23 protein-coding genes are annotated in these 22,110 nt (G+C 31.7%); 18 read left to right on the top strand and 5 right to left on the bottom strand.

All coding sequences use genetic code 11. The features are described 5' to 3' along the window. Nucleotides 1-4: 4 nt before the first annotated feature. Entirely contained in the window at nt 5-817 is an 813-nt protein-coding gene (locus ACNQGJ_RS16510; protein ID WP_417974967.1) for a Cof-type HAD-IIB family hydrolase, read from the bottom strand. 195 nt (nt 818-1,012) lie between these two features. On the opposite strand from ACNQGJ_RS16510, the gene hmpA reads away from it, so the two are divergent. Both hmpA and ACNQGJ_RS16500 read left to right on the top strand, forming a co-directional pair. After that, on the top strand, nt 1,013-2,215 hold the full coding sequence (gene hmpA / locus ACNQGJ_RS16505; protein WP_417974968.1) for an NO-inducible flavohemoprotein: 1,203 nt from the start codon (nt 1,013-1,015) through the stop codon (nt 2,213-2,215). 11 nt (nt 2,216-2,226) lie between these two features. Beyond that, nucleotides 2,227-2,652, top strand: coding sequence for an Rrf2 family transcriptional regulator (locus ACNQGJ_RS16500; RefSeq protein ID WP_417974970.1), 426 nt, complete (start codon nt 2,227-2,229; stop codon nt 2,650-2,652). Between the two features lie 46 nt (nt 2,653-2,698). On the opposite strand, the gene ACNQGJ_RS16495 is transcribed toward ACNQGJ_RS16500, so the two are convergent. Beyond that, on the bottom strand, nt 2,699-3,649 hold the full coding sequence (locus ACNQGJ_RS16495; protein ID WP_417974972.1) for a PhoH family protein: 951 nt from the start codon (nt 3,647-3,649) through the stop codon (nt 2,699-2,701). 182 nt (nt 3,650-3,831) lie between these two features. Between ACNQGJ_RS16495 and ACNQGJ_RS16490 the strand changes: the two genes are divergently transcribed. The 5 genes from ACNQGJ_RS16490 (at nt 3,832) to dnaN (ending at nt 8,714) form a co-directional block, all read left to right on the top strand. Further along, entirely contained in the window at nt 3,832-4,659 is an 828-nt protein-coding gene (locus ACNQGJ_RS16490) for an SAM hydrolase/SAM-dependent halogenase family protein (protein ID WP_417974974.1), read from the top strand. Nucleotides 4,660-4,723: 64 nt separating this feature from the next. Beyond that, complete coding sequence (locus ACNQGJ_RS16485) at nt 4,724-5,020, top strand: putative quinol monooxygenase (RefSeq protein WP_417974976.1); 297 nt, start codon at nt 4,724-4,726, stop codon at nt 5,018-5,020. Nucleotides 5,021-5,081: 61 nt separating this feature from the next. Next, entirely contained in the window at nt 5,082-5,807 is a 726-nt protein-coding gene (gene gldF / locus ACNQGJ_RS16480; RefSeq protein WP_417974978.1) for a gliding motility-associated ABC transporter permease subunit GldF, read from the top strand. Next, nucleotides 5,807-7,492 carry a gliding motility-associated ABC transporter substrate-binding protein GldG gene (gldG, locus tag ACNQGJ_RS16475; RefSeq protein ID WP_417974980.1) on the top strand — a complete coding sequence of 562 codons (1,686 nt, stop codon included), beginning with the start codon at nt 5,807-5,809 and terminating at the stop codon, nt 7,490-7,492. The genes gldF and gldG overlap by 1 nt, the downstream gene beginning before the upstream one ends. A gap of 103 nt (nt 7,493-7,595) precedes the next feature. Then, nucleotides 7,596-8,714: a DNA polymerase III subunit beta gene (gene dnaN, locus ACNQGJ_RS16470; RefSeq protein WP_417974982.1), complete on the top strand. Its 1,119-nt coding sequence runs from the start codon at nt 7,596-7,598 to the stop codon at nt 8,712-8,714. Nucleotides 8,715-8,884: 170 nt separating this feature from the next. Here the strand turns inward: dnaN and ACNQGJ_RS16465 are convergent, their stop codons facing one another. The 3 genes from ACNQGJ_RS16465 to ACNQGJ_RS16455 all read right to left on the bottom strand — a co-directional run bounded on the left by ACNQGJ_RS16465 (nt 8,885) and on the right by ACNQGJ_RS16455 (nt 12,489). Next, nucleotides 8,885-10,657, bottom strand: coding sequence for a MutS-related protein (locus ACNQGJ_RS16465; RefSeq protein ID WP_417974984.1), 1,773 nt, complete (start codon nt 10,655-10,657; stop codon nt 8,885-8,887). 62 nt (nt 10,658-10,719) lie between these two features. Beyond that, nucleotides 10,720-11,553: a universal stress protein gene (locus ACNQGJ_RS16460; RefSeq protein WP_417974986.1), complete on the bottom strand. Its 834-nt coding sequence runs from the start codon at nt 11,551-11,553 to the stop codon at nt 10,720-10,722. A gap of 105 nt (nt 11,554-11,658) precedes the next feature. Continuing rightward, nucleotides 11,659-12,489 carry a universal stress protein gene (locus ACNQGJ_RS16455; RefSeq protein WP_417974988.1) on the bottom strand — a complete coding sequence of 277 codons (831 nt, stop codon included), beginning with the start codon at nt 12,487-12,489 and terminating at the stop codon, nt 11,659-11,661. A 178-nt stretch (nt 12,490-12,667) separates the two neighbouring features. Between ACNQGJ_RS16455 and mnmE the strand changes: the two genes are divergently transcribed. The 11 genes from mnmE to ACNQGJ_RS16400 form a co-directional block, all read left to right on the top strand. Then, on the top strand, nt 12,668-14,056 hold the full coding sequence (mnmE, locus tag ACNQGJ_RS16450) for a tRNA uridine-5-carboxymethylaminomethyl(34) synthesis GTPase MnmE (RefSeq protein WP_417974989.1): 1,389 nt from the start codon (nt 12,668-12,670) through the stop codon (nt 14,054-14,056). Between the two features lie 149 nt (nt 14,057-14,205). Further along, nucleotides 14,206-15,333, top strand: coding sequence for a tyrosine-type recombinase/integrase (locus ACNQGJ_RS16445; protein WP_417974991.1), 1,128 nt, complete (start codon nt 14,206-14,208; stop codon nt 15,331-15,333). Nucleotides 15,334-15,337: 4 nt separating this feature from the next. Continuing rightward, nucleotides 15,338-16,324, top strand: coding sequence for a hypothetical protein (locus ACNQGJ_RS16440; protein ID WP_417974993.1), 987 nt, complete (start codon nt 15,338-15,340; stop codon nt 16,322-16,324). 86 nt (nt 16,325-16,410) lie between these two features. Beyond that, nucleotides 16,411-16,695, top strand: coding sequence for a helix-turn-helix transcriptional regulator (locus tag ACNQGJ_RS16435; RefSeq protein WP_417974995.1), 285 nt, complete (start codon nt 16,411-16,413; stop codon nt 16,693-16,695). A gap of 10 nt (nt 16,696-16,705) precedes the next feature. Further along, nucleotides 16,706-18,136 carry a DUF3987 domain-containing protein gene (locus tag ACNQGJ_RS16430; RefSeq protein ID WP_417974997.1) on the top strand — a complete coding sequence of 477 codons (1,431 nt, stop codon included), beginning with the start codon at nt 16,706-16,708 and terminating at the stop codon, nt 18,134-18,136. Between the two features lie 226 nt (nt 18,137-18,362). Further along, the gene (locus ACNQGJ_RS16425) at nt 18,363-19,415 is read left to right on the top strand and encodes a DUF6371 domain-containing protein (RefSeq protein ID WP_417974999.1); all 1,053 of its coding nucleotides are present in this window, start codon (nt 18,363-18,365) and stop codon (nt 19,413-19,415) included. A gap of 157 nt (nt 19,416-19,572) precedes the next feature. Beyond that, the gene (locus tag ACNQGJ_RS16420) at nt 19,573-20,058 is read left to right on the top strand and encodes a BfmA/BtgA family mobilization protein (RefSeq protein ID WP_417975001.1); all 486 of its coding nucleotides are present in this window, start codon (nt 19,573-19,575) and stop codon (nt 20,056-20,058) included. Then, a complete protein-coding gene (locus tag ACNQGJ_RS16415) occupies nt 20,058-20,957 on the top strand; it encodes a DUF5712 family protein (RefSeq protein ID WP_417975003.1) in 900 nt (299 codons plus the stop codon). Before ACNQGJ_RS16420 ends, ACNQGJ_RS16415 begins: the two co-directional genes overlap by 1 nt. Nucleotides 20,958-20,961: 4 nt before the next feature. Beyond that, complete coding sequence (locus ACNQGJ_RS16410; protein WP_417975005.1) at nt 20,962-21,243, top strand: hypothetical protein; 282 nt, start codon at nt 20,962-20,964, stop codon at nt 21,241-21,243. 265 nt (nt 21,244-21,508) lie between these two features. Then, nucleotides 21,509-21,715, top strand: coding sequence for a hypothetical protein (locus ACNQGJ_RS16405; RefSeq protein ID WP_417975007.1), 207 nt, complete (start codon nt 21,509-21,511; stop codon nt 21,713-21,715). Between the two features lie 171 nt (nt 21,716-21,886). Next, nucleotides 21,887-22,110, top strand: a 224-nt coding sequence (locus tag ACNQGJ_RS16400; protein WP_417975008.1) for a transposase, incomplete at its 3' end; no start/stop codon positions are given.

Raw genomic sequence — 22,110 nt, 5'->3', positions numbered from 1 at the left:
AAGATTAATTATTCAGTAATTTCTGCGCTATATATTTGGCTACTCCTTCATTATCATTGGTCAAAATTACATCTAAATGAGAAAGTTTATCTTTCAAACTGTCGGGTGCATTACCCATTACTAAGCCTTTCCCCGAAGAGTTTAACATATTTTCATCATTATATCCATCACCAAAAGATAGTGCTTGTTGAAAAACAAAATTTTCTAGTTCCAAAATTTTGGCAATCGCAACACTTTTATCTACAGATTTATCCATAAATTCCAAACAAAGCGGAAGACTAAAAGCATGGCTAAAAACTCCTGTATGATTTTCTAAAATTTGATCTCTCAACTCGATCAATTTCGAATGTCTTTCATGCGTGAAAAATACTTTTATAGCACTCAAATCTTCTACGTTTTCAAAATCCACGAGCTCTGGATGATAATTTACTTCTGGTTGAAAGTCATTTAATTTTTCATTGTTCTTATTGGTTTGCCAAACATTTTCTCTGAATAATACGGTTGTAATTTCAGGATCAATATCTAAAGACAAGACGGATTTAACTGCATCACTTTCCATATTAAAAGAAAAAAGCAGCTCTTTATCAGGGGAATGTATTCGTGCTCCATTTGAGGTAACCAAATAAAGAGGCACATTCAATCCTGCTACAATAGGCATTGCATCCAGGTGATGACGACCAGTTGCTATAATTATTAGGTAATTTTGATTGTGGAGTTCTTGAAAAACAGTTTTGGTGTATTGGGATATTTGGTGATCTGAATTAAGTAAAGTTCCGTCTAAATCGCTTATTACGACTTTTATTTTTTCTTGTAGCATCTTTCGTTTTTCACTTTCATTTTTAATATTTCCAAATTTATTCAATTTTAGAGAGAAACGCAAAAATTTATAAAAAGTTTAGGTTAATCTTTCTTAACTATATTTTGAAAAATAAATTTAATTTATTTGTTGTATTTAAAATGCAACAATATAAAAAATGAATACTATCTTTGTAAAAAAATAAATTGTAATACCATGAATGCAAGTCAAAAAGAATTAATAAAAGCAACTGTGCCAATTTTAAGAACAAATGGAAATGATTTGATATCCTATTTTTACCAAAGAATGTTATCCAATAATCCCGAGTTGAAAAACCTTTTTAACATGGCAAATCAAGCTAGTGGAAAACAACAAAATGCTTTGAGTGGAGCTGTTCTTGCTTATGCTGAAAACATAGAAAACCCTAGTGTTTTGATCAATACGTTAAAATCAATTGGAAATAAACATGTAAGTTTAAATATTCAACCAGAGCAATATGACATTGTTGGAAATCATTTAATCGGATCGATAAAAGAAGTACTAGGTGATCTCGCAACGGTAGAATTAATTGAAGCCTGGACCTGTGCTTACAATGAGTTAGCTCAAATAATGATTAGTATTGAAGCTAAAATGTATCAAAAAACAATCAATAAAAAAGGAGGATGGAAAGGCTGGAGAACCTTCATAATCTCCAAAATTGTAAAAGAAAGCGAGGAAATTAATTCATTTTATCTTAAGCCGGAAGACAACAAAGAAATTGCTGATTTCTATCCGGGTCAATTTATATCAGTGAGTACGTTTATTTCTGAATTAGGTCATAAACAGCCTAGACAATATAGCCTGTCTTCTTATTCCAATAATGAATATTATAGAATTTCAGTAAAAAAAGAAATTAGTCAAAACACATCGCCTGATGGAATTGTTTCCAATGCTTTACATAACAAAAAGGAAGGTGATAGTATTGAAGTTAGTGCACCATCTGGGGTGTTTTTTGCCGATCCAGACGCAAAAAATCCTCTAGTACTGGTTAGTGGAGGTGTTGGACTTACTCCTATGATCAGTATGGTTGAAACCAATAAAAATTCACTTCAAAAAAATCAAACAGTTTGGATTCACAGTTGTCGCAATGAAAATGTTCATGCGTTTAAAGATACTATCGAAGAATTAAACAACGAAAATGAGTGGTTAACCTCTTTCGTTTTTTATGAAACTTTGCCCGAATCAGCAACAAACGCTATCGAGGGAAGAATCGATTTGCATCAAATTAAAGAAGAAATCCTTATTAAGGATGCAAAATATTATATTTGCGGACCGGCAATTTTTATAAAAGTTCAATATCAATCTTTGGTTGCACTTGGCGTAAACAGAGAAAATATTCTATACGAAGAATTTGGACCTCAATTATTAAGCCTTAATTAGTGAATTTTAATATGAAATTGAATCACTTTACCGATTTTAGTATGCGCGTTTTGATGTATTTAAATCAAAAAAATGATACTCCCCAAAGTTCTTTAGATGATTTAGCCAATACTTTTAAAATTTCGCGTAATCATCTTATTAAAGTGGTTCAATTCTTATCGGCAAATCAATTAATTCTCACCAAAAGAGGAAAGAATGGTGGGATATTAATTTCGGAGAAGGCAAGAGAAATTCGATTAGGCGATTTGATTCATTTATTAGAAAAAGACGATACACCTATCGTCAATTGTGATTCAAAACCTTGTCTCTTTAAATCACACGATTGCAAACTAAAATCATTATTCAATACCGCTTATCAAGGTTTTATTGAAAGTTTAAATCAGTACACACTTTCTGATTTAGAATTCAAAACTTGGAGCACTATGTTTCAGGATTAATAAAAAAAATTGCAAAGGAGGCTTTATAAAAAAGCCTCCTTTTGTTTTAATCATTATTCTCAATCATTTTGTAGGCATCAATTACTTTTTTAACTAATCGGTGTCGTACTATGTCTTTATCATCCAGATATATAATTCCAATTCCCTCAACGTCTTTCAAAACCAATAAGGCTTCTTTGAGTCCGGATATGGTTCTTCGGGGTAAATCGACCTGTCCAGGATCACCTGTAATCATGAATTTGGCACTTTTTCCCATACGCGTCAAGAACATTTTCATTTGCGAATGGGTCGTGTTTTGGGCTTCATCCAAAATTACAAAAGCATTATCCAGCGTTCTTCCGCGCATGAATGCCAGTGGTGCTATTTGAATAATTCCCTTTAAAATATAATCTTCCAGCTTTTCATTTGGCAGCATATCGCGTAACGCATCATAAAGAGGTTGCATGTAAGGATCTAATTTTTCCTTCATGTCACCTGGTAAAAAACCAAGGTTCTCCCCTGCTTCTACTGCTGGACGTGTGAGTATAATACGTTTTACTTGCTTTTCTTTCAGCGCTTTAACAGCCATGGCAACTCCAGTATACGTTTTTCCTGTACCTGCAGGTCCTACTGCAAAAACCATATCATTCTTTTCCATGGTATCCACCAACAATTGTTGATTGGGTGTCATGGGTTTAATAATTTTCCCTCCAACTCCGTGTACTAAAATCTTGTTCTGATCGCCCATTCGTTCCACCTGTTGGCCATCACTTAATATAACGCGCTCAATCACATTGTCATCGATAGTATTGTAACGTGTAAAATGAAGCATTAATCGTTGAAAACGTTTTTCGAACTCGTCCAAAACTTCTTTTTCACCAAAAGCTTTTAAAGTTGTTCCCCGAGCGACAATCTTTAATTTTGGGTAGTATTTTTTAATTGTTTCAAGATGAGTGTCTTGAGCGCCCCAAAAGTCTTTTGGAGCGATGTCTATGAGCTCGATTATTCTTTCGTTCAAATGAGGTAGTTTTAAGTTAGAATTAATTTTTTTATAAATCAATTGGTTGTCGGGTAAATTTCTTGTTTTAAAATGGAATTTGTTTTTTGTTGTTCGTTTTTTGAGTTTACTATTATTAGCTTTGCGTTTCTCAAATTTAATGAAAATTAGGTTTACATCACACCAATAGTTTAAACAAATTTATGTCAATAATTACCCTTACTTCCGATTATGGCTTGAAAGACCACTTTGTAGGTGCGCTGAAAGGGAAAATTTTGTCTGAGTTTTCCGAGGCATTAATTATTGATATTTCGCATGAAATAGACCCATTCAACACGTTAGAAGCTAGTTACATTATTGGAGCATCGTATGCGAGCTTTCCAAAAGGGACTGTTCATCTTGTAGGAGTGGATATGGAATCCAATAAAGAGAACCAGCATATTGTCATGCAATGGAACAATCATTACTTTATTGCCGCCGATAATGGGATTTTAAGCATGCTTTCGCAAAAAATTGTTCCACAAAAAATGGTGGCGATTAATATACACGATCGTCTACCGAGTGAAGCTACGGATCTGGATGTTTTTGTAAAAGTAGCCTGTCATTTAGCCAAAGGAGGATTAATGAATGTCATTGGTAAAGAAATAAATACGATTAAGCAGGTTACAAATCTGCAAGCCACGATTTCAGAAGATGGAAATTCACTAAAAGGAAATGTGATTTACATCGATCATTTTGGGAATGTAATTACCAATATCTCTAAAAAATATTTTATTGAAGTTGCCAAAGGAAGGCCGTATGAAATTGTTCTGAAAACTAAAAATATCAAAACAATTTTGCCCAATTATTCCGCAATTGCGAGTTCTGAAAAATATCCGATCAAATCCTATGAAGGAGAAAAATTAGCTATTTTCAATGAAGCCGGTTTTCTTGAAATTGCTATTTTTCGAAGCAATCCTTCTAAAGTGGGTTCTGCCAATAGCTTGCTGGGATTGAATTATAGAGATATTATAAATATAGTATTTAGATAGCAGTGTTTAGTAATCAGTTAAAAAATCTAAAATCATAAATCGTTAATCTAAAATCATAAATCTAATGCTTGTACGAATAGTAAAATTGAGTTTTCACGAGGAACATATTCCTGCTTTTTTAGAAAACTTTGAGGTAATGAAAGATAAAATACGAAATGCGCCCGGAAATCGTTTCTTAGAATTGTATCAAGATAAAAATAACAAAAGCATTTTCTTTACCTACAGTTATTGGGAAACCGAAGCCGATTTAGAAAATTACAGGAATTCTGAACTTTTTTACGATGTTTGGACATTCACCAAGAAATTATTCAACGATAAACCAGAAGCTTGGAGCGTTGATAAAGTGGTCAGTTTGCAGTGATCAGTGTTCAGTTAGCAGTTTCAAATCAACGAATAAACAAATACAACGAATAAACATAAGAATGAAATCAATAGTACTTCGAGAGATAAAATCCTTTTTTGGTTCGCCCATAGGCTACTTAGTCATTGCCATTTTTCTAATTATTAATGGATTGTTTCTTTGGGTTTTCGAAGGCGATTATAATATTTTGAATACCGGTTTTGCTGATTTGACTCCATTTTTCACCTTGTCACCCTGGATTTTGATATTCTTGATTCCCGCGGTTACCATGCGCAGTTTTTCGGATGAAAAGAAACAAGGAACGTTAGAATTATTGCTGACCAAACCGTTGAGTATCTGGCAAATCGTAAATGGAAAATTTGTTGGTGCTTTGCTTTTAATTGTAATGGCAATTATCCCAACATTTATTTATGTAGCCGTTATTTCTAATTTAGGAATGCCTGAAGGCAATGTCGATATGGGTAGCACCATTGGCTCTTATTTTGGATTATTATTCCTGATCGCAGCCTATTCGGCTATTGGGATATTCACTTCAACATTATCTGATAATCAAATTGTGGCTTTTATTATTGCAGTATTTTTATGCTTCTTCTTCTATTTTGGGTTTGAAGGTTTAGCTGCTGTTGTTCCAAATTGGTCTTCCATAATTGCTTCATTAGGAATGCAAAATCATTTTAAAAGCATGAGTCGAGGCGTATTAGATACCAGAGATATTCTATATTTTACAAGCATAACCGTTGTCTTTCTTTCATTGACAGTTTATAATCTAAAATCTTTCAAATCGTAATGACAACTTCAAAGAAAAATAACCTAAAAGTAGTATTGATTATCCTTGCAATTGTACTGCTAATAAATGCAATAGGAAATTCCTTTTTCCATCGTTTTGATTTAACAAAAGACAATAGATACACTCTTTCTCCTACTTCTTTGAATATCGTAAAGCAGGTCCAAAATCCGTTGTCTATAAAAGTATATCTGCAAGGTGATTTACCGGCTGAATTTACACGGTTACAACAAGAAACGAAACAATTGCTGGAAGAATTTCAAGCGTATAATAGCAATATTATTTTTGAATTTGTAGATCCATTGGAGAACAAAGACGCCAGCATGGACAATATTAAAGATTTATATCGAAAAGGGCTTACGCCAATAAACATAACCGTTGACGATAAAGGAAAGCAGTCCCAAGCGATGGTTTTTCCATGGGCAATTGCCGTTTATGACAATAAGGAAGTTAATATCCCCTTGTTGAAAAACATTATGGGTGCGACAACTACCCAGAAAGTTATTGGATCTGTTCAGCACCTGGAATATTCGATTGCCGAAGGCTTGAATAAAATTACCAAAGCAAAACAAAAGAAAATTGCAGTTATTAAAGGAAATGGTGAATTGCAAGATATTTTGATGGCTAAATTTCTTTTGCAAGTACGCGAAAGCTACCATATTGGCCCTTTTACTTTAGATTCGGTTGCCAAAAATCCTATTGGAAGTCTGGAAGCTTTAGAAAAATATGACTTGGCCATTATTGCAAAACCCACTGAAACTTTTACAGATGAGGAGAAACAGGTTTTAGATCAATTTATTATTAACGGTGGAAAAACAGTGTGGCTGATTGATCAAGTTTCGGCAGAAATGGACAGTTTGTATAATGCATCAGGTTCTACTTTGGCATATCCGAGAGATTTGAATTTGAATGATATGTTCTTTAAATACGGTATCCGTATCAACCCTGATTTAGTAAAAGACGAGCAAGGAAGCCCAATAAAACTAGCCACCGGAGAACAAGGAAGTGCGACTCAATTTCAGGAATTCAACTGGAAGTTTGCGCCGCAAGTGTATCCAAATAGTGTACATTCGATTGTTAAAAATTTAGGTGGAATCAAATTTGATTTTGCGAATCCAATCGATACGTTGAAAAACGGAATCAAGAAAACCATTTTGTTGCAATCGTCACAATATTCGAAGAAAATAGGAACTCCTGCGGAGATAAACCTCAATAGTGTTGCCGAAGAAACTTCGCCAAATGATTATTTAAATAAAGGAAATATTCCTTTATCGGTTTTATTGGAAGGTTCGTTTCATTCCATGTTTGAAAATAGAGTGTTGCCATTTGTACAAAAAACATTTCAATCCACGGGAAAAGAGAATAAAATGATTGTAATATCAGATGGGGATTTGATAAAAAACCAATTGGATAAAAACTTTCAACCTGTAGAATTAGGTTATGATCAAAGGTCTGGTAATTTATATGATAATAAAGATTTTTTGATAAATTGTGTCAATTATCTATTGGATGATACGGGACTTATTAACATTCGAAGTAAAGATCTTGATTTACCTTTATTGGATAAAGAAAAAGTTTATGAAAACTACACCCGAACACAAATCCTAACTATCGGGCTTCCAATTCTTATTTTAGTGCTTTTTGGTGTGGTATTTACTTTCCTTCGAAAAAGAAAATACTGTAAGTAGATGTTAATAAAAAAGTTTCCAAACTAGAATAGTTTACGATATATTTGTAAAAAGTATCGTATTTCAGATTTAGAGAAATACCATAAAAAATAAAACAAAACAGATGAAATTTATAGTATCGAGTTCGTACTTATTGAAACAATTACAAGTTTTAGGTAATGTAATCAACAGCAGTAATACTTTGCCTATTTTAGATAACTTTTTATTTAATTTAGACCAAAGTGTGCTGACGGTTTCTGCTTCTGATTTAGAGACAACCATGTCTGCTACTTTAGGAATTGATTCAGAAAGTAAAGGAAGCGTTGCTGTCCCTGCAAAATTGCTTTTGGAAATCCTTAAAACGTTCCCTGAACAACCGTTAACTTTTACAGTTGAAGAAAACAGTACGATAGAAATCAGTTCTAATTCTGGAAAATATGCTTTGGCTTATGCTCCCGGAGACGAATTTCCAAAATCGGTTAATTTAGATGACCCATCTGTAACACTAGTTCCTGCTGATGTTTTGGCAACAGCAATTAGCAAAACTATATTTGCTGCCGGAAACGATGACTTACGTCCCGTAATGTCAGGTGTATTTTTCCAGTTTTCGCCGCAAGGTTTGACTTTTGTAGCAACTGATGCGCACAAATTAGTGAAATATGCGCGTACGGATGTAACGGCTTCTCAAGTGGCTGATTTTATTATGCCAAAGAAACCTTTGAACATCTTAAAAAATATTCTTGGTGCTTCGGATGCTGAAGTTAAGATTGAATACAACGATTCGAATGCTACTTTTTCTTTTGACAATTATGTTTTAATGTGTCGTTTAATTGATGGAAAATATCCAAATTACGAAGCAGTAATTCCAAAAGAAAATCCAAATAAATTAATGATTGACCGTTCTCAATTTTTGAGTTCTGTGCGTCGTGTTGCTATCTTTTCGAATAAAACAACACACCAAATCCGTTTAAAAATTGCGGGCGCTGAGTTGAATGTTTCTGCGGAAGATATTGACTATTCAAACAAAGCCGAAGAAAGATTGACTTGTGATTATCAAGGTGACGATATGCAAATAGGGTACAATTCTCGTTTCTTGACTGAAATGTTGACAAACTTGCAATCGGATATGATTATGCTTGAAATGTCATTGCCAAACAGAGCCGGAATCCTGACACCTGTTGATGGATTAGAAGAAGGTGAAACGGTAACCATGCTTGTAATGCCCGTAATGTTGAACAGCTAATTCAGTTTAAAAATACGCTATTAACCAAACCAATTTATATTTAAAAAACCGCAATTTCTTTTTGAATTTGCGGTTTTTTGCTTTCTTTATGTTCTTCAAATTTTAAACAGATCATCGTTCTAAAGGTTTGCTTCGTTTCTCGCAAAAAAAAACTGAACACAGCAAACGCGTTAAATCACACCCATTTTTTTCATCAGGAAGGTAGCGCTCCTATTTCTACAAATTTCGTCACGCAACTTGTAGTCAAAATGTAATTCATTATTGACAATTTCCACTTCAAAACATTTATTAGTCAGAACATTCGGGAATTCTTTCGTTGTCAGGCAAACCTCAATATCATGTGTAGCAATTGCTCCAATAGCTTTGTTTCCAATTACTTTTTTAACTACTTCAATTGTTCCGTTGCGTTTATCATCTGAATTGGTACCACGTAATATTTCGTCTAGTAGCACAAATGCTGGTCTGTTTTCTAACTCGTCCATAATTTGCTTTAAGCGTTTAATTTCGGCAAAGAAATACGATTCACTATCAGACAACGAATCCGATAATCGCATTGAAACTAAAACCGGTAACGGATGCACATTTGCTTGACTGGCACAAACCGGCGAACCCATTCCTGATAAAACCATATTGATTCCTAAACTTCTTAGAAAAGTACTTTTTCCGGACATATTAGACCCTGTTAAAATCATAAACGATTCAGGATGAAAACGCACCTCATTCCCTATTCTGGTTTTTTCATTTAATAACGGATGGCTTAAATCCGTGAAATCAATTTCAAAATTCGTGTTCAATGTTGGATATACAAATTCCGGATTATTATAAGACATATTCGCCAAACTATTCAGCATTTCAAATTCACCAACCACTTCTAACCAATCTTCCAACGCTGCTGTGTGGTCGATTTTCCATTGAATTAAGGATTTCAAAACATGTAGATTAAAAAGAAAGGTTCCATTAAACACGATTGCCGTTACGAAATTTCCAATAGTATCCATATTTGAAAACAAACCGGCCAATTGTTTCAAATGAATGCTGGCATTTTCTTTTTTGAACGTTAGTTTTCGCTGTAAATCGATTAATTTTTCCGACTGAAAAGATTCATTTTCAATCTTCTGCAACAACAAACTATATTGATGAATGGTTTTATCAATATCGGTAGAATTAGTAATTTCAACATTAATTCGTTTCATAAACCGACCCAAAACGATTAAGTTAAATACAAATAAATACGACAAAATGGAAATAAAAATAGTGTTAGAAGTCACTACATAGGCAATCAAAACTCCAAGAAAAAGTAGTGGTGAAAAGTAAGAAATAAAAACACTAAGTTTAGACAAAGGCGTACTATTAAATGTACTCCACTTGAGCAAAGTCTCATAATTCGATTGGCTGTCATTGCTTATTTTGGCAAAAGCCAAAAACTCCTGACGCCAATCTAATTTTTCGGATAATTCTTTTACCGCTTGATGATTTCTGATAATCTCATCATTTGGCAGCATTGTTAGCAGTTGGTTTGCGAATGTTTTTTTTCCAATATATGTGGCCGTTCTATTCAAGTTTTGGAACAAAGAATGTTCACCAAAAATATCTAAATCGTACGCATAAGGATGGTGAAAATCATTGAATTCCTGTCCGTTTTCGAAAGGGATTTTATTTCTTTCCAGATAGGAAATTTCATTTGCATTAATATCTAATAAGGCTTGATTGACTTGTTTTTGAAAAAGTAATTTGGTGTGAAAACGCATCAATATTACGAATGCGATAAAAAGAGAAACAGAGGCAACAATACAAATAATTTTACCAGTTTTGATGTAATAATACATGGCTACCAAAAAAAATACAATAGCTAGCAATCTTAAGACGCTGATACTATTGTATTTTTTATTTATTCGATTTAATACTGCTGAAAACCCTTCTTTTTTTACTTTGTATATTTCCATAATTCATTTGAATGAAGAACAAATATAACAAATTAGATTTGGGGTAAAGCTCAATTTATACACTAATCAACATGAATGGCTAAAATTGGAATATCATAATTAGTTGCTATTTCTTTCGTCAAGCTCGGTTTAAATATTCCTTCGAAAAATCCTCTTTTATAGGTTAGCATTGTCAAAATATCGATCTCTTTGTACATTATAAAGTCCAAAATAGTTTCTTTCACTTCATTACTGTTGATAATAAAGAACTCAATGGGATCTTGCATAAATTCTTCTTCCCAACTAGCGATTGTCTCTTCGGAAACATCTGATTCATTCGTTTTCACATAGACACATTTCACTTTGGCATTGGTTTTTGTTGCAATCTCCAAAACCATTTTCAAAGCTTTTTTATCTTTAGTTCTAAATCGGGTTGTAAAACCAATACTCTTAATTTTTTTGAATTTTGCTTCAGCAGGTACACATAACATAGGGACTTCAATTCCAGAGATTACAGCTCCCGCATTTGTGCCAACGAAAAACGCATCCCATCCCGTAGCGCCGGAAGTACCCATTATTACAAAATCAATTTTGTCTTCCTTTATAGATTTTTTAATATTATACAGTAAATCACCATCCATAAGTCTGTGAGAAATCTTGATATTACCAAGATTATGTTCTTCGGCTATTGCACGGAGTTTTGGTATTTCATCCTTGAACTTATTAAATTTTGCCAATTGTAAAGAATCATAAATAACGACATAATTTTCAGGAAAAAACTGATTATCATATATTGGCAATTCAAAGGTGTGTAATAAAATGAGTTCACCTTCAACAATATTTGCAAATTCTAAAGCATGGACAAAAGCATTTGAGGCCACCTCAGAAAAATCTGTTGGAAATAGAATTTTTTTCATTTTAGTAGTATTAAAATAGTTCAATAACCAAAGTTAATGATAAATACTTATCTAAATGTGATTAATATTGACAATTATAAACTATTAATTCCATTCGTAACTGAATTATTCATGAATAGCAAGAATAGGCACATTCACGTGAAAGGCCAATTTTTTTGAAAGACTGATTTGAAATAATTTTTCGAAGAAGTTTTTATGATACACATGCATTGCAATCATATTTATTTTGTAGGAATCCATGAAATTTAATATTATACCTTCAACATCATCGCCAGAAATGGAATGTAAGGCTATGTTATGGCTTTTAATTAATTCATTCCATTCCTGCATATCGGTATTCTTATTTTCATGATGTGGCGACTGAACACGCAAACAATCAATATGCGCTTGTAATATTTTGGTTAAAGCCATCACTCTTGTAAAACATTCAATATCCGCGAATTTGTATTCAGTAATAAAAAGTAAATTTTTTATAGGCTGATATTTACAGCGTTCGGGAATGGCTAAAATCACTGCTTTTACGTTATTCATCACTTTTGTCGCAACAGTTCCTAAAAAAGTCTCTTTTAAACTGGTTGCGCCTTTAGTTCCCATAACAATAAAATCAACATTTTCATGTTTTATTATTTTTTGTATTTCATCAATCAAATTCCCTAAAACTAAAACATGGCTTATTTTTACTTTATCCAAATTGTTTTCTTCGGCAATCCGTCTTAAAATGGGAACTTCATCTTTGTAGTTTTCAAAATTACTTAACTCCGTTACATCGTAAATTTCATGAAGGTATTTGGAAACATTAATATAACCGACCTGTTGTAAATGATACACGTGAATGGTAATAATCTCAGCATCTATGGAATCTGCCAATTTTAATGCGTAGATAAATGCATTTTTGGACACATCAGAAAAGTCGGTTGGGAATAGAATTTTCTTCATGATACTAATTAATTAATTGTTTGTCAGTTATTTACATAAAATTACAACAAAAAAATATATTAATACGGATAAATATTTCATACTCAAATTATTAACTAAAAATACAGGTAACGGTTTAATAAGCAAGTCTTGTCGCGTGGTCAATTTTACTTACTTTTGCATAAAATTGAATAAAAGTATGATACCTAAAGATTCCATCGTGGCACTAGCAACTCCTTCGGGAGCCGGAGCAATAGCCGTAATTCGGATTTCCGGTGAAGATGCCATTACTATTGGTAATTCAGTTTTTCGATCTATCAAAAACAAAAATTTAACAACGCAAAAAACACATACCCTTCACTTGGGCCATATTGTGGATAATACCAAAACTCTCGATGAAGTTCTGGTGTCAATTTTCAAAGAACCAAATTCTTATACAGGCGAAAATACTATTGAAATTTCATGCCACGGATCCATTTATATCCAGCAACAAATCATTCAGTTGTTGCTTAGAAGCGGTTGTCGTATGGCTGATCCGGGCGAATTTACGTTGCGAGCATTTTTAAACGGAAAACTTGATTTATCACAAGCCGAAGCTGTTGCTGATTTAATTTCATCTGATAACGAAGCCTCACACCAAATTGCTATGCAGCAAATGCGTGGTGGTTTTTCTAACGAAATCGCTAAACTGAGAGAAGAACTCTTAAACTTTGCATCTTTGATTGAACTCGAATTAGACTTTGCAGAAGAAGATGTTGAATTTGCTGACAGGACACAATTTCATGAATTAGTAAACAGAATTGAATTTGTTTTAAAACGATTAATAGACTCATTTGCCATAGGAAATGTTATTAAAAACGGAATTCCTGTAGCGATTGTAGGCGAACCTAATGTAGGAAAATCGACTCTTTTAAATGCTTTATTGAATGAAGAACGCGCCATTGTTTCAGAGATCGCGGGCACAACACGTGATACAATTGAAGATGAATTGGTCATTGGCGGAATTGGCTTCCGATTTATCGATACGGCAGGTATTCGAGAAACGGAAGATGTGGTGGAAAGCATTGGAATTAAAAAAACATTCGAAAAAATAGAACAGGCACAAGTTGTCGTATTTCTTTTTGACAGTTCTGAGTTTAAAGTTTCAGGTATAAAGCTAAAAGTAGAAATGGAGAAAATAAAAAGTCAGTTTCCACTGAAACCTCTTGTTATTATTGGCAACAAAGCCGACAAGTTAGAAGAAAATGAAATCGTAAATCTAAAATCTGAAATTCCTGAAATCTTGCTTATTTCTGCAAAAGAAAAATTGGGTGTTGACGATTTAAAGAATCATTTACTATCGTTTGTCAACACTGGAGCTTTACGCAATAATGAAACAATCGTAACTAATTCAAGACATTACGATTCTTTACTAAAAGCTTTAGACGAAATCCAAAAAGTAAAATACGGTTTGGAAACCAACTTATCCAGCGACTTAATGGCATTAGATATTAAAGAAGCGCTGTATCAGTTTGGGATGATCACTGGTCAGGTTACGAATGATGAATTGTTAGGTAATATTTTTGCTAATTTCTGCATCGGGAAATAAACACACTTTCTTTAAGTCACTTTTACTTTCTATTAGTTGACTCCCATTGATTTAGCAGTATTTTTACTTTCTTATATTATCTTTAATTTATACATTTGTTACACTTCAAGTACACCTTATTAAAAATAAGGTGTAAAAATGTACACCTTATGATAATTAGTTTAAAGAAGAAGAAATTGCAAAATGGTAGATATAGTTTATATCTTGAATACTACAAAGGATCAACTGTTAATGCAGCTGGCAAACGTATTCATTTGAGAGACTTTGAGTATCTAAAATTATATCCACATCAGGATCCGAAAATTGCCGGTGAAAAAAAAGAGAATAAAGAAATTGATACTTTAAGCGAACAGATATTATCAATCAGAAAAGCCGAATACTTTCAAGGCAAATTTGATATCAAAAACAATACAAAATCTAAAACCTTATTTTTAGAATATTATAGTAATCAAGCGGAAGAACGTGTTGATTCTCCAAAAAATTATGGGAATTGGACAGCTTCCTTTCTTCATCTTAAACGATTCTGCAATCCAAATGTAACTTTTGATGAAGTTGATGAAGAATTCGTAAAAGCATACCGAAATTATTTGGACAAAGACGCTAGAACTAAAAGCGATCTCCCATTAGCTCAAAACTCAAAATATTCTTATTACAATAAATTCAAAGCTGCAATAAGAACTGCTTTTGAAGATGGCTATCTTACAATGAACCCCATCAAAAAAGTAAAAGGATTCGAGCAAGGAGAAAGTCAAAGAGAGTATCTAACTTACAATGAGTTAGTAGCCCTGAATAAAGCCACTTGTAAATATGATGTTTTAAAACGAGCTTTTATCTTTTCATGTTTGGTTGGTTTAAGATGGTCTGATATAAACACACTTGTTTGGAAAGAAGTAAGAGACGAAGGAGATATTAGCCGAGTAAATTTTAGACAAGAAAAAACAGATGGTGTAGAATATTTATATATTTCAGAAGAAGCGAGGAAACTCCTCGGAGAAAGAGAAAGTCCGTCCGAGAGGGTTTTTAAAGGCTTAAAATATGGAGCTGGTTTTAATACTGAAATATTAAAATGGTGCATGAGAGCCGGAATCACAAAACACATTACATTTCATAGTGCGAGACATACTAATGCGGTCTTACTTTTAGAAAATGGAGCTGACATCTACACCGTTTCAAAAAGGCTTGGCCACAGAGAATTAAAAACAACCGAAATTTATGCTAAAATCATTGATTCTAAGATGAAAGAAGCTGCTAATTTAATCCCTAACATTAATAATTAATTGTATGCTACATTCATATTTCAAAATTAAAAACAAACATCATAAGGCTTTAAATTATATTAAAGACAATGTATACTCTAAAAAAGATATGCTATCAGTTACAAAGAAAATAAAGAAGCTTAATGATTATCAGTTCTACTTTTTACTTTGTGATCTCATGGATCATCTTCCAAATGATCTATTTATTGAAAATACACTAGAATTATTTTTTACAAAGAGTGACGTAATTTTAAATACACATGAATATTTATCTCTTCAAAGGGATGACAAGCTTGATGACTTTGTACCCGTTACTGCGAACTGGGTTAATTTTAATAATAAAAATAACCTTGAATCATTAATTGATTATTTTTTGAAAACAAAAGAATATCCAAAAGCAACACTGATAACAAAACTATTAGTTTTATCAGATAACATCTTTACATACATGTTTCATCCCGTGTTAACTTTAAGAATTTATATTGACGAATATTTGGAACAAACAATAGATGTTGCAAAAAATGAAAAATATGAATTTTTTAAGGTTATTTCAAGTGCATTAGATAATGAACTACAACATGTTCTGATATTGTCTGAGAGAATTCAAGAAAAAATAGATTCTTTATCTATAACTAATATTCAAAATGAAAATTACCTAATTGATATTGATAATGAAATTTTAAAAAAACTCTATTTTGGTTTAGAAAAACATATGTTTATTGACCAACACAAAACTACATTAGAGCAATTTATTGATGTTTTAAAACTAGATTGGCAAGATCATAACTCTGTTATACATCTTGAAATGGATAACATCCAACTTAATTTTTTTATTGAATCAATGAATAATTTTCTACATACTAAAATCCCATTAACATTTATTGAGAGGGCAAAAAACATTCAAAATAAAAATGGATTAATAAAATCAAGATCAGTATATACTTCTGTTTCTAAAAGCAAAATGTTTCCAAAAAATGCCGAAGTCATAAAATCAATCTTTAATGCATTATAAATTAGGTTAAGGTAATTAACCTATTAACCTTGACATCGTTTACTTTAAGTGACATTTGGCCCCATAACGATAAAAAAATATCACTTATGGAAAGCAATGCTATCATTCAGAAATTAACCCAATTAGAAAAACTTATAATTGGGACTAACAAACAAATCTTTACAGTAGATGATGTTGTAAACTACACGGGGTTCTCAAAAAGTTATGTGTACAAGCTTGTACATCATAATATATTACCCTATTCTAAACCCAATAATCGTACACTGTTTTTTACCAGAACAGAAATTGACGAATGGTTATTACAAAACAAGTCAAAATCGGTTTCTCAAATCGAAAAAGAAGCAGCAAATTATGTAAACTCAAAAAAATAGTAATTGAGTTATGATCGATCTAAAAAACAAAACCCTTCTTACTAAGGAAAGTAAAAAGGGTAAAATCTTTGATTCGCAAAACAAAGATACAGAAAAAGAAGGACGAATTGATATCGTTGATCTGGAAATTGATTTTTTGAAACATAAAGAAACCCAAGGAAACTTATTCCCAATCGGAATTTATCCAAAACCCATACAAGAGATAATTATAGAGATACATAATAAGCATCTATTTCCCATAGATTATCTTGGCGCAGGAATTCTTTCGGCTGCTTCGGCTTCAATTGGTAAATCACATAAACTTGAAGTAAAACATGGATGGCAAGAAAAAGTAAACCTATTTATGGTAATTGTTGGGCAACCAGGAGATGCAAAGACGCAAGCTTTAAAATTTTGCTTCAACCCTATTCAAATCAAAGAGAGTCAGCTATTTGCAGATTATGAAAATCAATTAGTTGAATACGAAAAAAGTAATTCTGAAAATTCAGAACATAAAAACAAGGAAAAAAAACCAATCTTAAAGAGGTATTTATTAAGTGATTTTACTCCCGAAGCATTAATTCTAAATCACAGTTCTAACAAGAGAGGTATTTGCATTTATGTAGATGAATTAAATGGATGGCTAAAGAATTTTAACCGTTACAATAGTTCCGGAGAAGCCGAAACCTATTTAAGTTTATGGAGCGGAACACAGATTACAACCGATAGAGCTTCAGGGAAATCGCTGAGATTAGAAGATCCTTGCTTAAGCGTTATTGGTAGCACTCAAATTTCGGTTTTAAAGGATTTTGGAAAAGATGGAAGATCAACTAATGGCTTTATGGATCGATTACTGTTTGTTTATCCAAACGAGGAGAAAATATTACGTTGGAATATAGAACAAGTAAATAAAGTGCTTTTCAATAATTACACTACACTTATTCATAATTTAATTGATTTAGGGGACGATGATCCTAATATATCTAATGTTTTCACAATGGAAACTGATGCAAAAGAGTACTTATTCCGATGGCAAAATAATAGACCCGACAAGTTTTTCTTTGATTATGAACGAAGCGTAGAAATAAAACTGCAACAATATGTGCTGCGTTTTGCATTAATTCTTCAATTAATTCATTCAACAGTACAAAGCGAATCAAAAAACCATGTAGATGTATCTTCTATTAAAGGTGCCATCCAATTATTTGACTATTTCTACCACAATGCTATTCAAGTACGAGCAGAGATTTTAAAAAAGAATTATTTCGAAACCCTTACTGAACTTCAAAAAAATATTTTAAACGAACTCCCCAAAACTTTTACAACTGCAGAAGGAATAAAAATAGCTTGTAAATTAATTGAAGGCAAATCTCGAGTGTCTGATAGGCAATTTAAAACCTACTTAAAAGACCCAAAATTATTCAAAAGACTAGCTCACGGAAATTATGAGAAAATAGTATAGACTTCACTTTCTTCACTTTCTTCACTTTGATAATTAAAATATTGATTTACAATGTTTTAAATTCAAATGAAAGTGCAAAATTAGTGAAGAAAGTGAAATTTAGTATTTCATTATTGCTTTTCAAAGTGAAGTCAAAATGAAGCCAAAGTGAAGCTATGTAGCATTGTTAAGCCCTTGCTATTACTGGAAAGTGAAGAAAGTGAAGAAAGTGAAACCATAGTAAATTATGCATAAATATTCATTACATAAAAAATCAACAAAACATCCATGTCCAAACTGTAATAAAAAAACAATGGTGCTCTATATTGATGTAGAATCAAACGAATATGTTTCTCTAATAGTTGGAAGATGTGACAGAGAAATAAATTGTGGGTATCACTATACTCCTAAATTTTATTTTATGGATAATAACATAGAATATAAAATTCATGTTCCCTACGAAAGCAAATCAGTAAAACAAGAGCAAATTTCATATCATAATGAAAAGGACTTACTGGAAACCTTTAAATACCATTCAGAAAATAATTTCATATCCTTCCTGTTTTCAAAATTTGATATTCAAGAGGTAGAAAAAATAGTTGATGAATATAAAATAGGAACTGCAAATTTCTGGCATTTCGGAACTGTATTTTGGCAGATCGATGAAAAAAATCTTATCAGAGGAGGAAAAATAATTATTTACAATAAATCCGGAAAAAGGACTAAATACATTAATTGGGTACACTCGTTAAAAATAAAATGGGATGAAATAAAAGGTTTTAAACTCAGCCAATGCTTTTTCGGCGAACATTTAATAAACGGTAACGAAAATAGCATTGCAATAGTTGAATCCGAAAAAACCGCTTGTATAATGAGCATTTTATTCAAAAAATATATCTGGTTGGCTGCAGGTAGTCTAAATGGCATAAATGAAACAAAAATGGAAGTTCTAAAAAAACGAAAAATTATATTATATCCAGATTTGGGTGTATGTGGTCCTAATGGAAGTCCGTTCAGTATTTGGAAATCTAAGTGTGAGTATTTTAAAAGTAAAGGATTTGATATTCAAATTTCAAATTTATTAGAATTAAAAGGCAATGTTGAGGATAGAAACAATGGTTTCGATATTGCTGACTATTTTTTAGAAAACATCAATTACACTCCAAAAAAACTTGATTCAAATGAACATAAATTAATAAACTTACTATATCAAAAAAACAAAAATTTAAAGCTTCTGATTGATGTCTTTGACCTTAGAGATAATTATGGAAACACAATCTCACTGTCTCTAAAAGAGTAGCAAGTAGGACAGGGGCGGAAAAACCCCTATCCTACTTGCTCTGCGAGGCCAAAGCCTTGAAAATAAGGCTTTCTTTAAGAATGAAATTTATAAGATTTTATAATCTAAATACAATAAAAATATAACTAACTGATTAACAGTTTTAAAAATTATAATTATGACTAAAAAAAGTATCATTATAGATGAAAAAGCACATACAGAACTTGGAAAATTATCTGAAAGTTTGCGAATGAACTTGGGTTCACTTGTTAAAGAAATGATTTATTATTTCAAAAAAACAGGTATTGATCCTAAAGATGCTGTAAACAAAAATCCTTCTGAAATGATTTCTACTTTAGACAAAAGAATTGTCTCTTTCCTAAAAGTACAGGAACGAGATATTTTGAAACCATTGAGGCAAGATATTTTCAATTATCAAAATTCCCATAAAGAGGAAGTTCTTAAATTAATAAATGCAATAAATAAACTCTTAAATCAGCATTCAGAAAGGATGAATGAAATTAAAAAAAATGATGCTGATAGAAACAAACTTATAGCAATTGAATTAGAAAAAAATAGACAAGCAATTTTTGCTATTTGTCTATTATTAGATGAGAAAAACAAGTCCGGTACCATTGATAAACTTAAATCTATCTTTTCATAATGCCAATATCTAAACCTCATAGTTCACTCGGTTCAGACAATAAAGGGAGTTGTTCTAAATTAGCTACTTACTTAGAAAAAGAAAACGAAGATTTAGATAAAATCATTAAAAAAACTTCTTCGACGAGTGATGTTTATCAACTAGAGAGCAGGAAACAAAGTTTTTTTAACGATTCAGAAATAAATATTAGTACAATAGAAGCTATTAGTACCATTGATAATAATAGAAGAAAACTAGGTGCAAATGATGCGAAATATTTTGCCCCAACGATTAGCTTTAGCGAGAATGAATTGGAACATATTGCTTTTTTGGCATCGGGAAAAAGAGAGATTACAAGTGTCTGGGATTTTAACTTGAGAGAATTCGAAAAATTTAATGAGCTTATTAGAGAATATGGCAAAAAAATAATGGAAAATTATGCTTTAAATTTCAACCGGCAAGATAAAGGGATTAAAACGGGAGATGATTTAGTCTATTTTGCAAAAATTGAGCATTTTAGAAAATTTAAAGGAACAGACAAAGAAGTTCTTGATAGAAAAACAATTTCAGGCACATATAAAATAGGCTTACAATCTCACATACACATTATCGTTTCCAGAAAAGATAAAACGCAAAGATTGAAATTAAGCCCTACCTGTAACGAAAAATCAACTAGTAGAACAATTGGTGACAATGAGTATCAAGTTGGATTTGATAGGGTTAAATGGATTAATATGAATGAAAAAACATTCGACGAACATTTCAAGTATAACCGGAAAGAACTTGAAAAATTTAAAAATCAAATCATTCTAAAAAATGGAAGCCCTCAAGAAAAACTTGAACTTCTTAATCAAATAGATGCAACACAAAAAACGAAATCTATCAGAAGTATTAATTTTAATCAATCTCAAAAAAAATAAAAATATGGAATACAAAGATGTTACAGGCGATTTTCTGCGAAACTATTGGAGAGCAGAAAAAAAATATATGGACATTATAACTTATGATCTAAACGAAATAGTAAAATGTTTAGAATTATTTCCAAAGGAATACGGTATGGACATTAACGAACTATTAAAAGAAATCGTAAAAAACTATTTAGAAAAAGAGGTAGCATGCATTGAGGAATATGAATCTAAAAAATTTGCAAACCATGTTTTTCAGGAATTAGAAAAAAGAGAAGTCAAAAAATTGAGAATCAAATAGCTATTCAATTTTGGTGATAGGCATTACTCTATACACATCATTAAAAAACTTAATTTAAAATAAAAAACATCACACACCAAACTTATGTTAATTCTAATATTCGTTTAAATGAACTCATAGACATTATTACTGACGAAATGGAAAGTAACGAGCCTATTGCAATTGAATTTTGGAAATAACTTTTATTATTGAAATTAGTGAAGAAAATACATTTTCCTGTATTCTAAGTTTATCTGTGTAATTTAAAATTATGATAAAAAAAAATATGAATCCATATACTAAAATAAGAGTTATTGCTGTTACTGAAGCCGAATTTGAATCTGATAGTAATAAATATTTAGATTTACTATGCAAACATCAAAATACAATAGTTCTTCAAAAAGACGGAAGTTTCTCAGGTTTGTTTTATAATACTGAAGCAAAATTTGGAGAAAAACGAACTTACAGAATTTCGGGTAAAATAGAAGAATAAGATAGTCTAACAAAAGGGTAATATATTTAAATATGTATATATGTATATAAATATATATGTATAAAAGTATAAATGTTTTTTATTTAAAATGTATTGCCTTTATTTTCAGGAAACTGGACTTGCTAACTTTACCTGCATAAAAAGTTAAGAATAAAACCTTAATTTTAACCTATGAAACAAGTGCGTAAAATTTATGACCGAGCTTTTAAAGAGAAAGCCGTTCAATTGAGTTATGAGAGACATAACATCTCAGAACTGGCCAGAGAATTAGGAGTTATAGCTCCACAATTGTATAAATGGAGAAAAGAGTACGAAGAGTTTGGACAAGGAAGTTTTCCAGGTAATGGCAATTTAAAGCAAACGCCAGAACAGGAGCTAATTTCTGAGCTTGAAAG

The organism is Flavobacterium cryophilum (assembly GCF_048286555.1).
Lineage (GTDB): Bacteria > Bacteroidota > Bacteroidia > Flavobacteriales > Flavobacteriaceae > Flavobacterium.
This window is presented reverse-complemented; position numbering and strand designations above follow the sequence as displayed.

Bases quoted from the DNA above. Each gene is read 5' to 3' on its own strand.
- ACNQGJ_RS16510 (WP_417974967.1), bottom strand. From the start codon at position 817: ATGCTACAAGAAAAAATAAAAGTCGTAATAAGCGATTTAGACGGAACT.
- hmpA (WP_417974968.1), top strand. From the start codon at position 1,013: ATGAATGCAAGTCAAAAAGAATTAATAAAAGCAACTGTGCCAATTTTA.
- ACNQGJ_RS16500 (WP_417974970.1), top strand. From the start codon at position 2,227: ATGAAATTGAATCACTTTACCGATTTTAGTATGCGCGTTTTGATGTAT.
- ACNQGJ_RS16490 (WP_417974974.1), top strand. From the start codon at position 3,832: ATGTCAATAATTACCCTTACTTCCGATTATGGCTTGAAAGACCACTTT.
- ACNQGJ_RS16485 (WP_417974976.1), top strand. From the start codon at position 4,724: ATGCTTGTACGAATAGTAAAATTGAGTTTTCACGAGGAACATATTCCT.
- gldF (WP_417974978.1), top strand. From the start codon at position 5,082: ATGAAATCAATAGTACTTCGAGAGATAAAATCCTTTTTTGGTTCGCCC.
- gldG (WP_417974980.1), top strand. From the start codon at position 5,807: ATGACAACTTCAAAGAAAAATAACCTAAAAGTAGTATTGATTATCCTT.
- dnaN (WP_417974982.1), top strand. From the start codon at position 7,596: ATGAAATTTATAGTATCGAGTTCGTACTTATTGAAACAATTACAAGTT.
- ACNQGJ_RS16465 (WP_417974984.1), bottom strand. From the start codon at position 10,657: ATGGAAATATACAAAGTAAAAAAAGAAGGGTTTTCAGCAGTATTAAAT.
- ACNQGJ_RS16460 (WP_417974986.1), bottom strand. From the start codon at position 11,553: ATGAAAAAAATTCTATTTCCAACAGATTTTTCTGAGGTGGCCTCAAAT.
- ACNQGJ_RS16455 (WP_417974988.1), bottom strand. From the start codon at position 12,489: ATGAAGAAAATTCTATTCCCAACCGACTTTTCTGATGTGTCCAAAAAT.
- mnmE (WP_417974989.1), top strand. From the start codon at position 12,668: ATGATACCTAAAGATTCCATCGTGGCACTAGCAACTCCTTCGGGAGCC.
- ACNQGJ_RS16445 (WP_417974991.1), top strand. From the start codon at position 14,206: ATGATAATTAGTTTAAAGAAGAAGAAATTGCAAAATGGTAGATATAGT.
- ACNQGJ_RS16440 (WP_417974993.1), top strand. From the start codon at position 15,338: ATGCTACATTCATATTTCAAAATTAAAAACAAACATCATAAGGCTTTA.
- ACNQGJ_RS16435 (WP_417974995.1), top strand. From the start codon at position 16,411: ATGGAAAGCAATGCTATCATTCAGAAATTAACCCAATTAGAAAAACTT.
- ACNQGJ_RS16430 (WP_417974997.1), top strand. From the start codon at position 16,706: ATGATCGATCTAAAAAACAAAACCCTTCTTACTAAGGAAAGTAAAAAG.
- ACNQGJ_RS16425 (WP_417974999.1), top strand. From the start codon at position 18,363: ATGCATAAATATTCATTACATAAAAAATCAACAAAACATCCATGTCCA.
- ACNQGJ_RS16420 (WP_417975001.1), top strand. From the start codon at position 19,573: ATGACTAAAAAAAGTATCATTATAGATGAAAAAGCACATACAGAACTT.
- ACNQGJ_RS16415 (WP_417975003.1), top strand. From the start codon at position 20,058: ATGCCAATATCTAAACCTCATAGTTCACTCGGTTCAGACAATAAAGGG.
- ACNQGJ_RS16410 (WP_417975005.1), top strand. From the start codon at position 20,962: ATGGAATACAAAGATGTTACAGGCGATTTTCTGCGAAACTATTGGAGA.
- ACNQGJ_RS16405 (WP_417975007.1), top strand. From the start codon at position 21,509: ATGAATCCATATACTAAAATAAGAGTTATTGCTGTTACTGAAGCCGAA.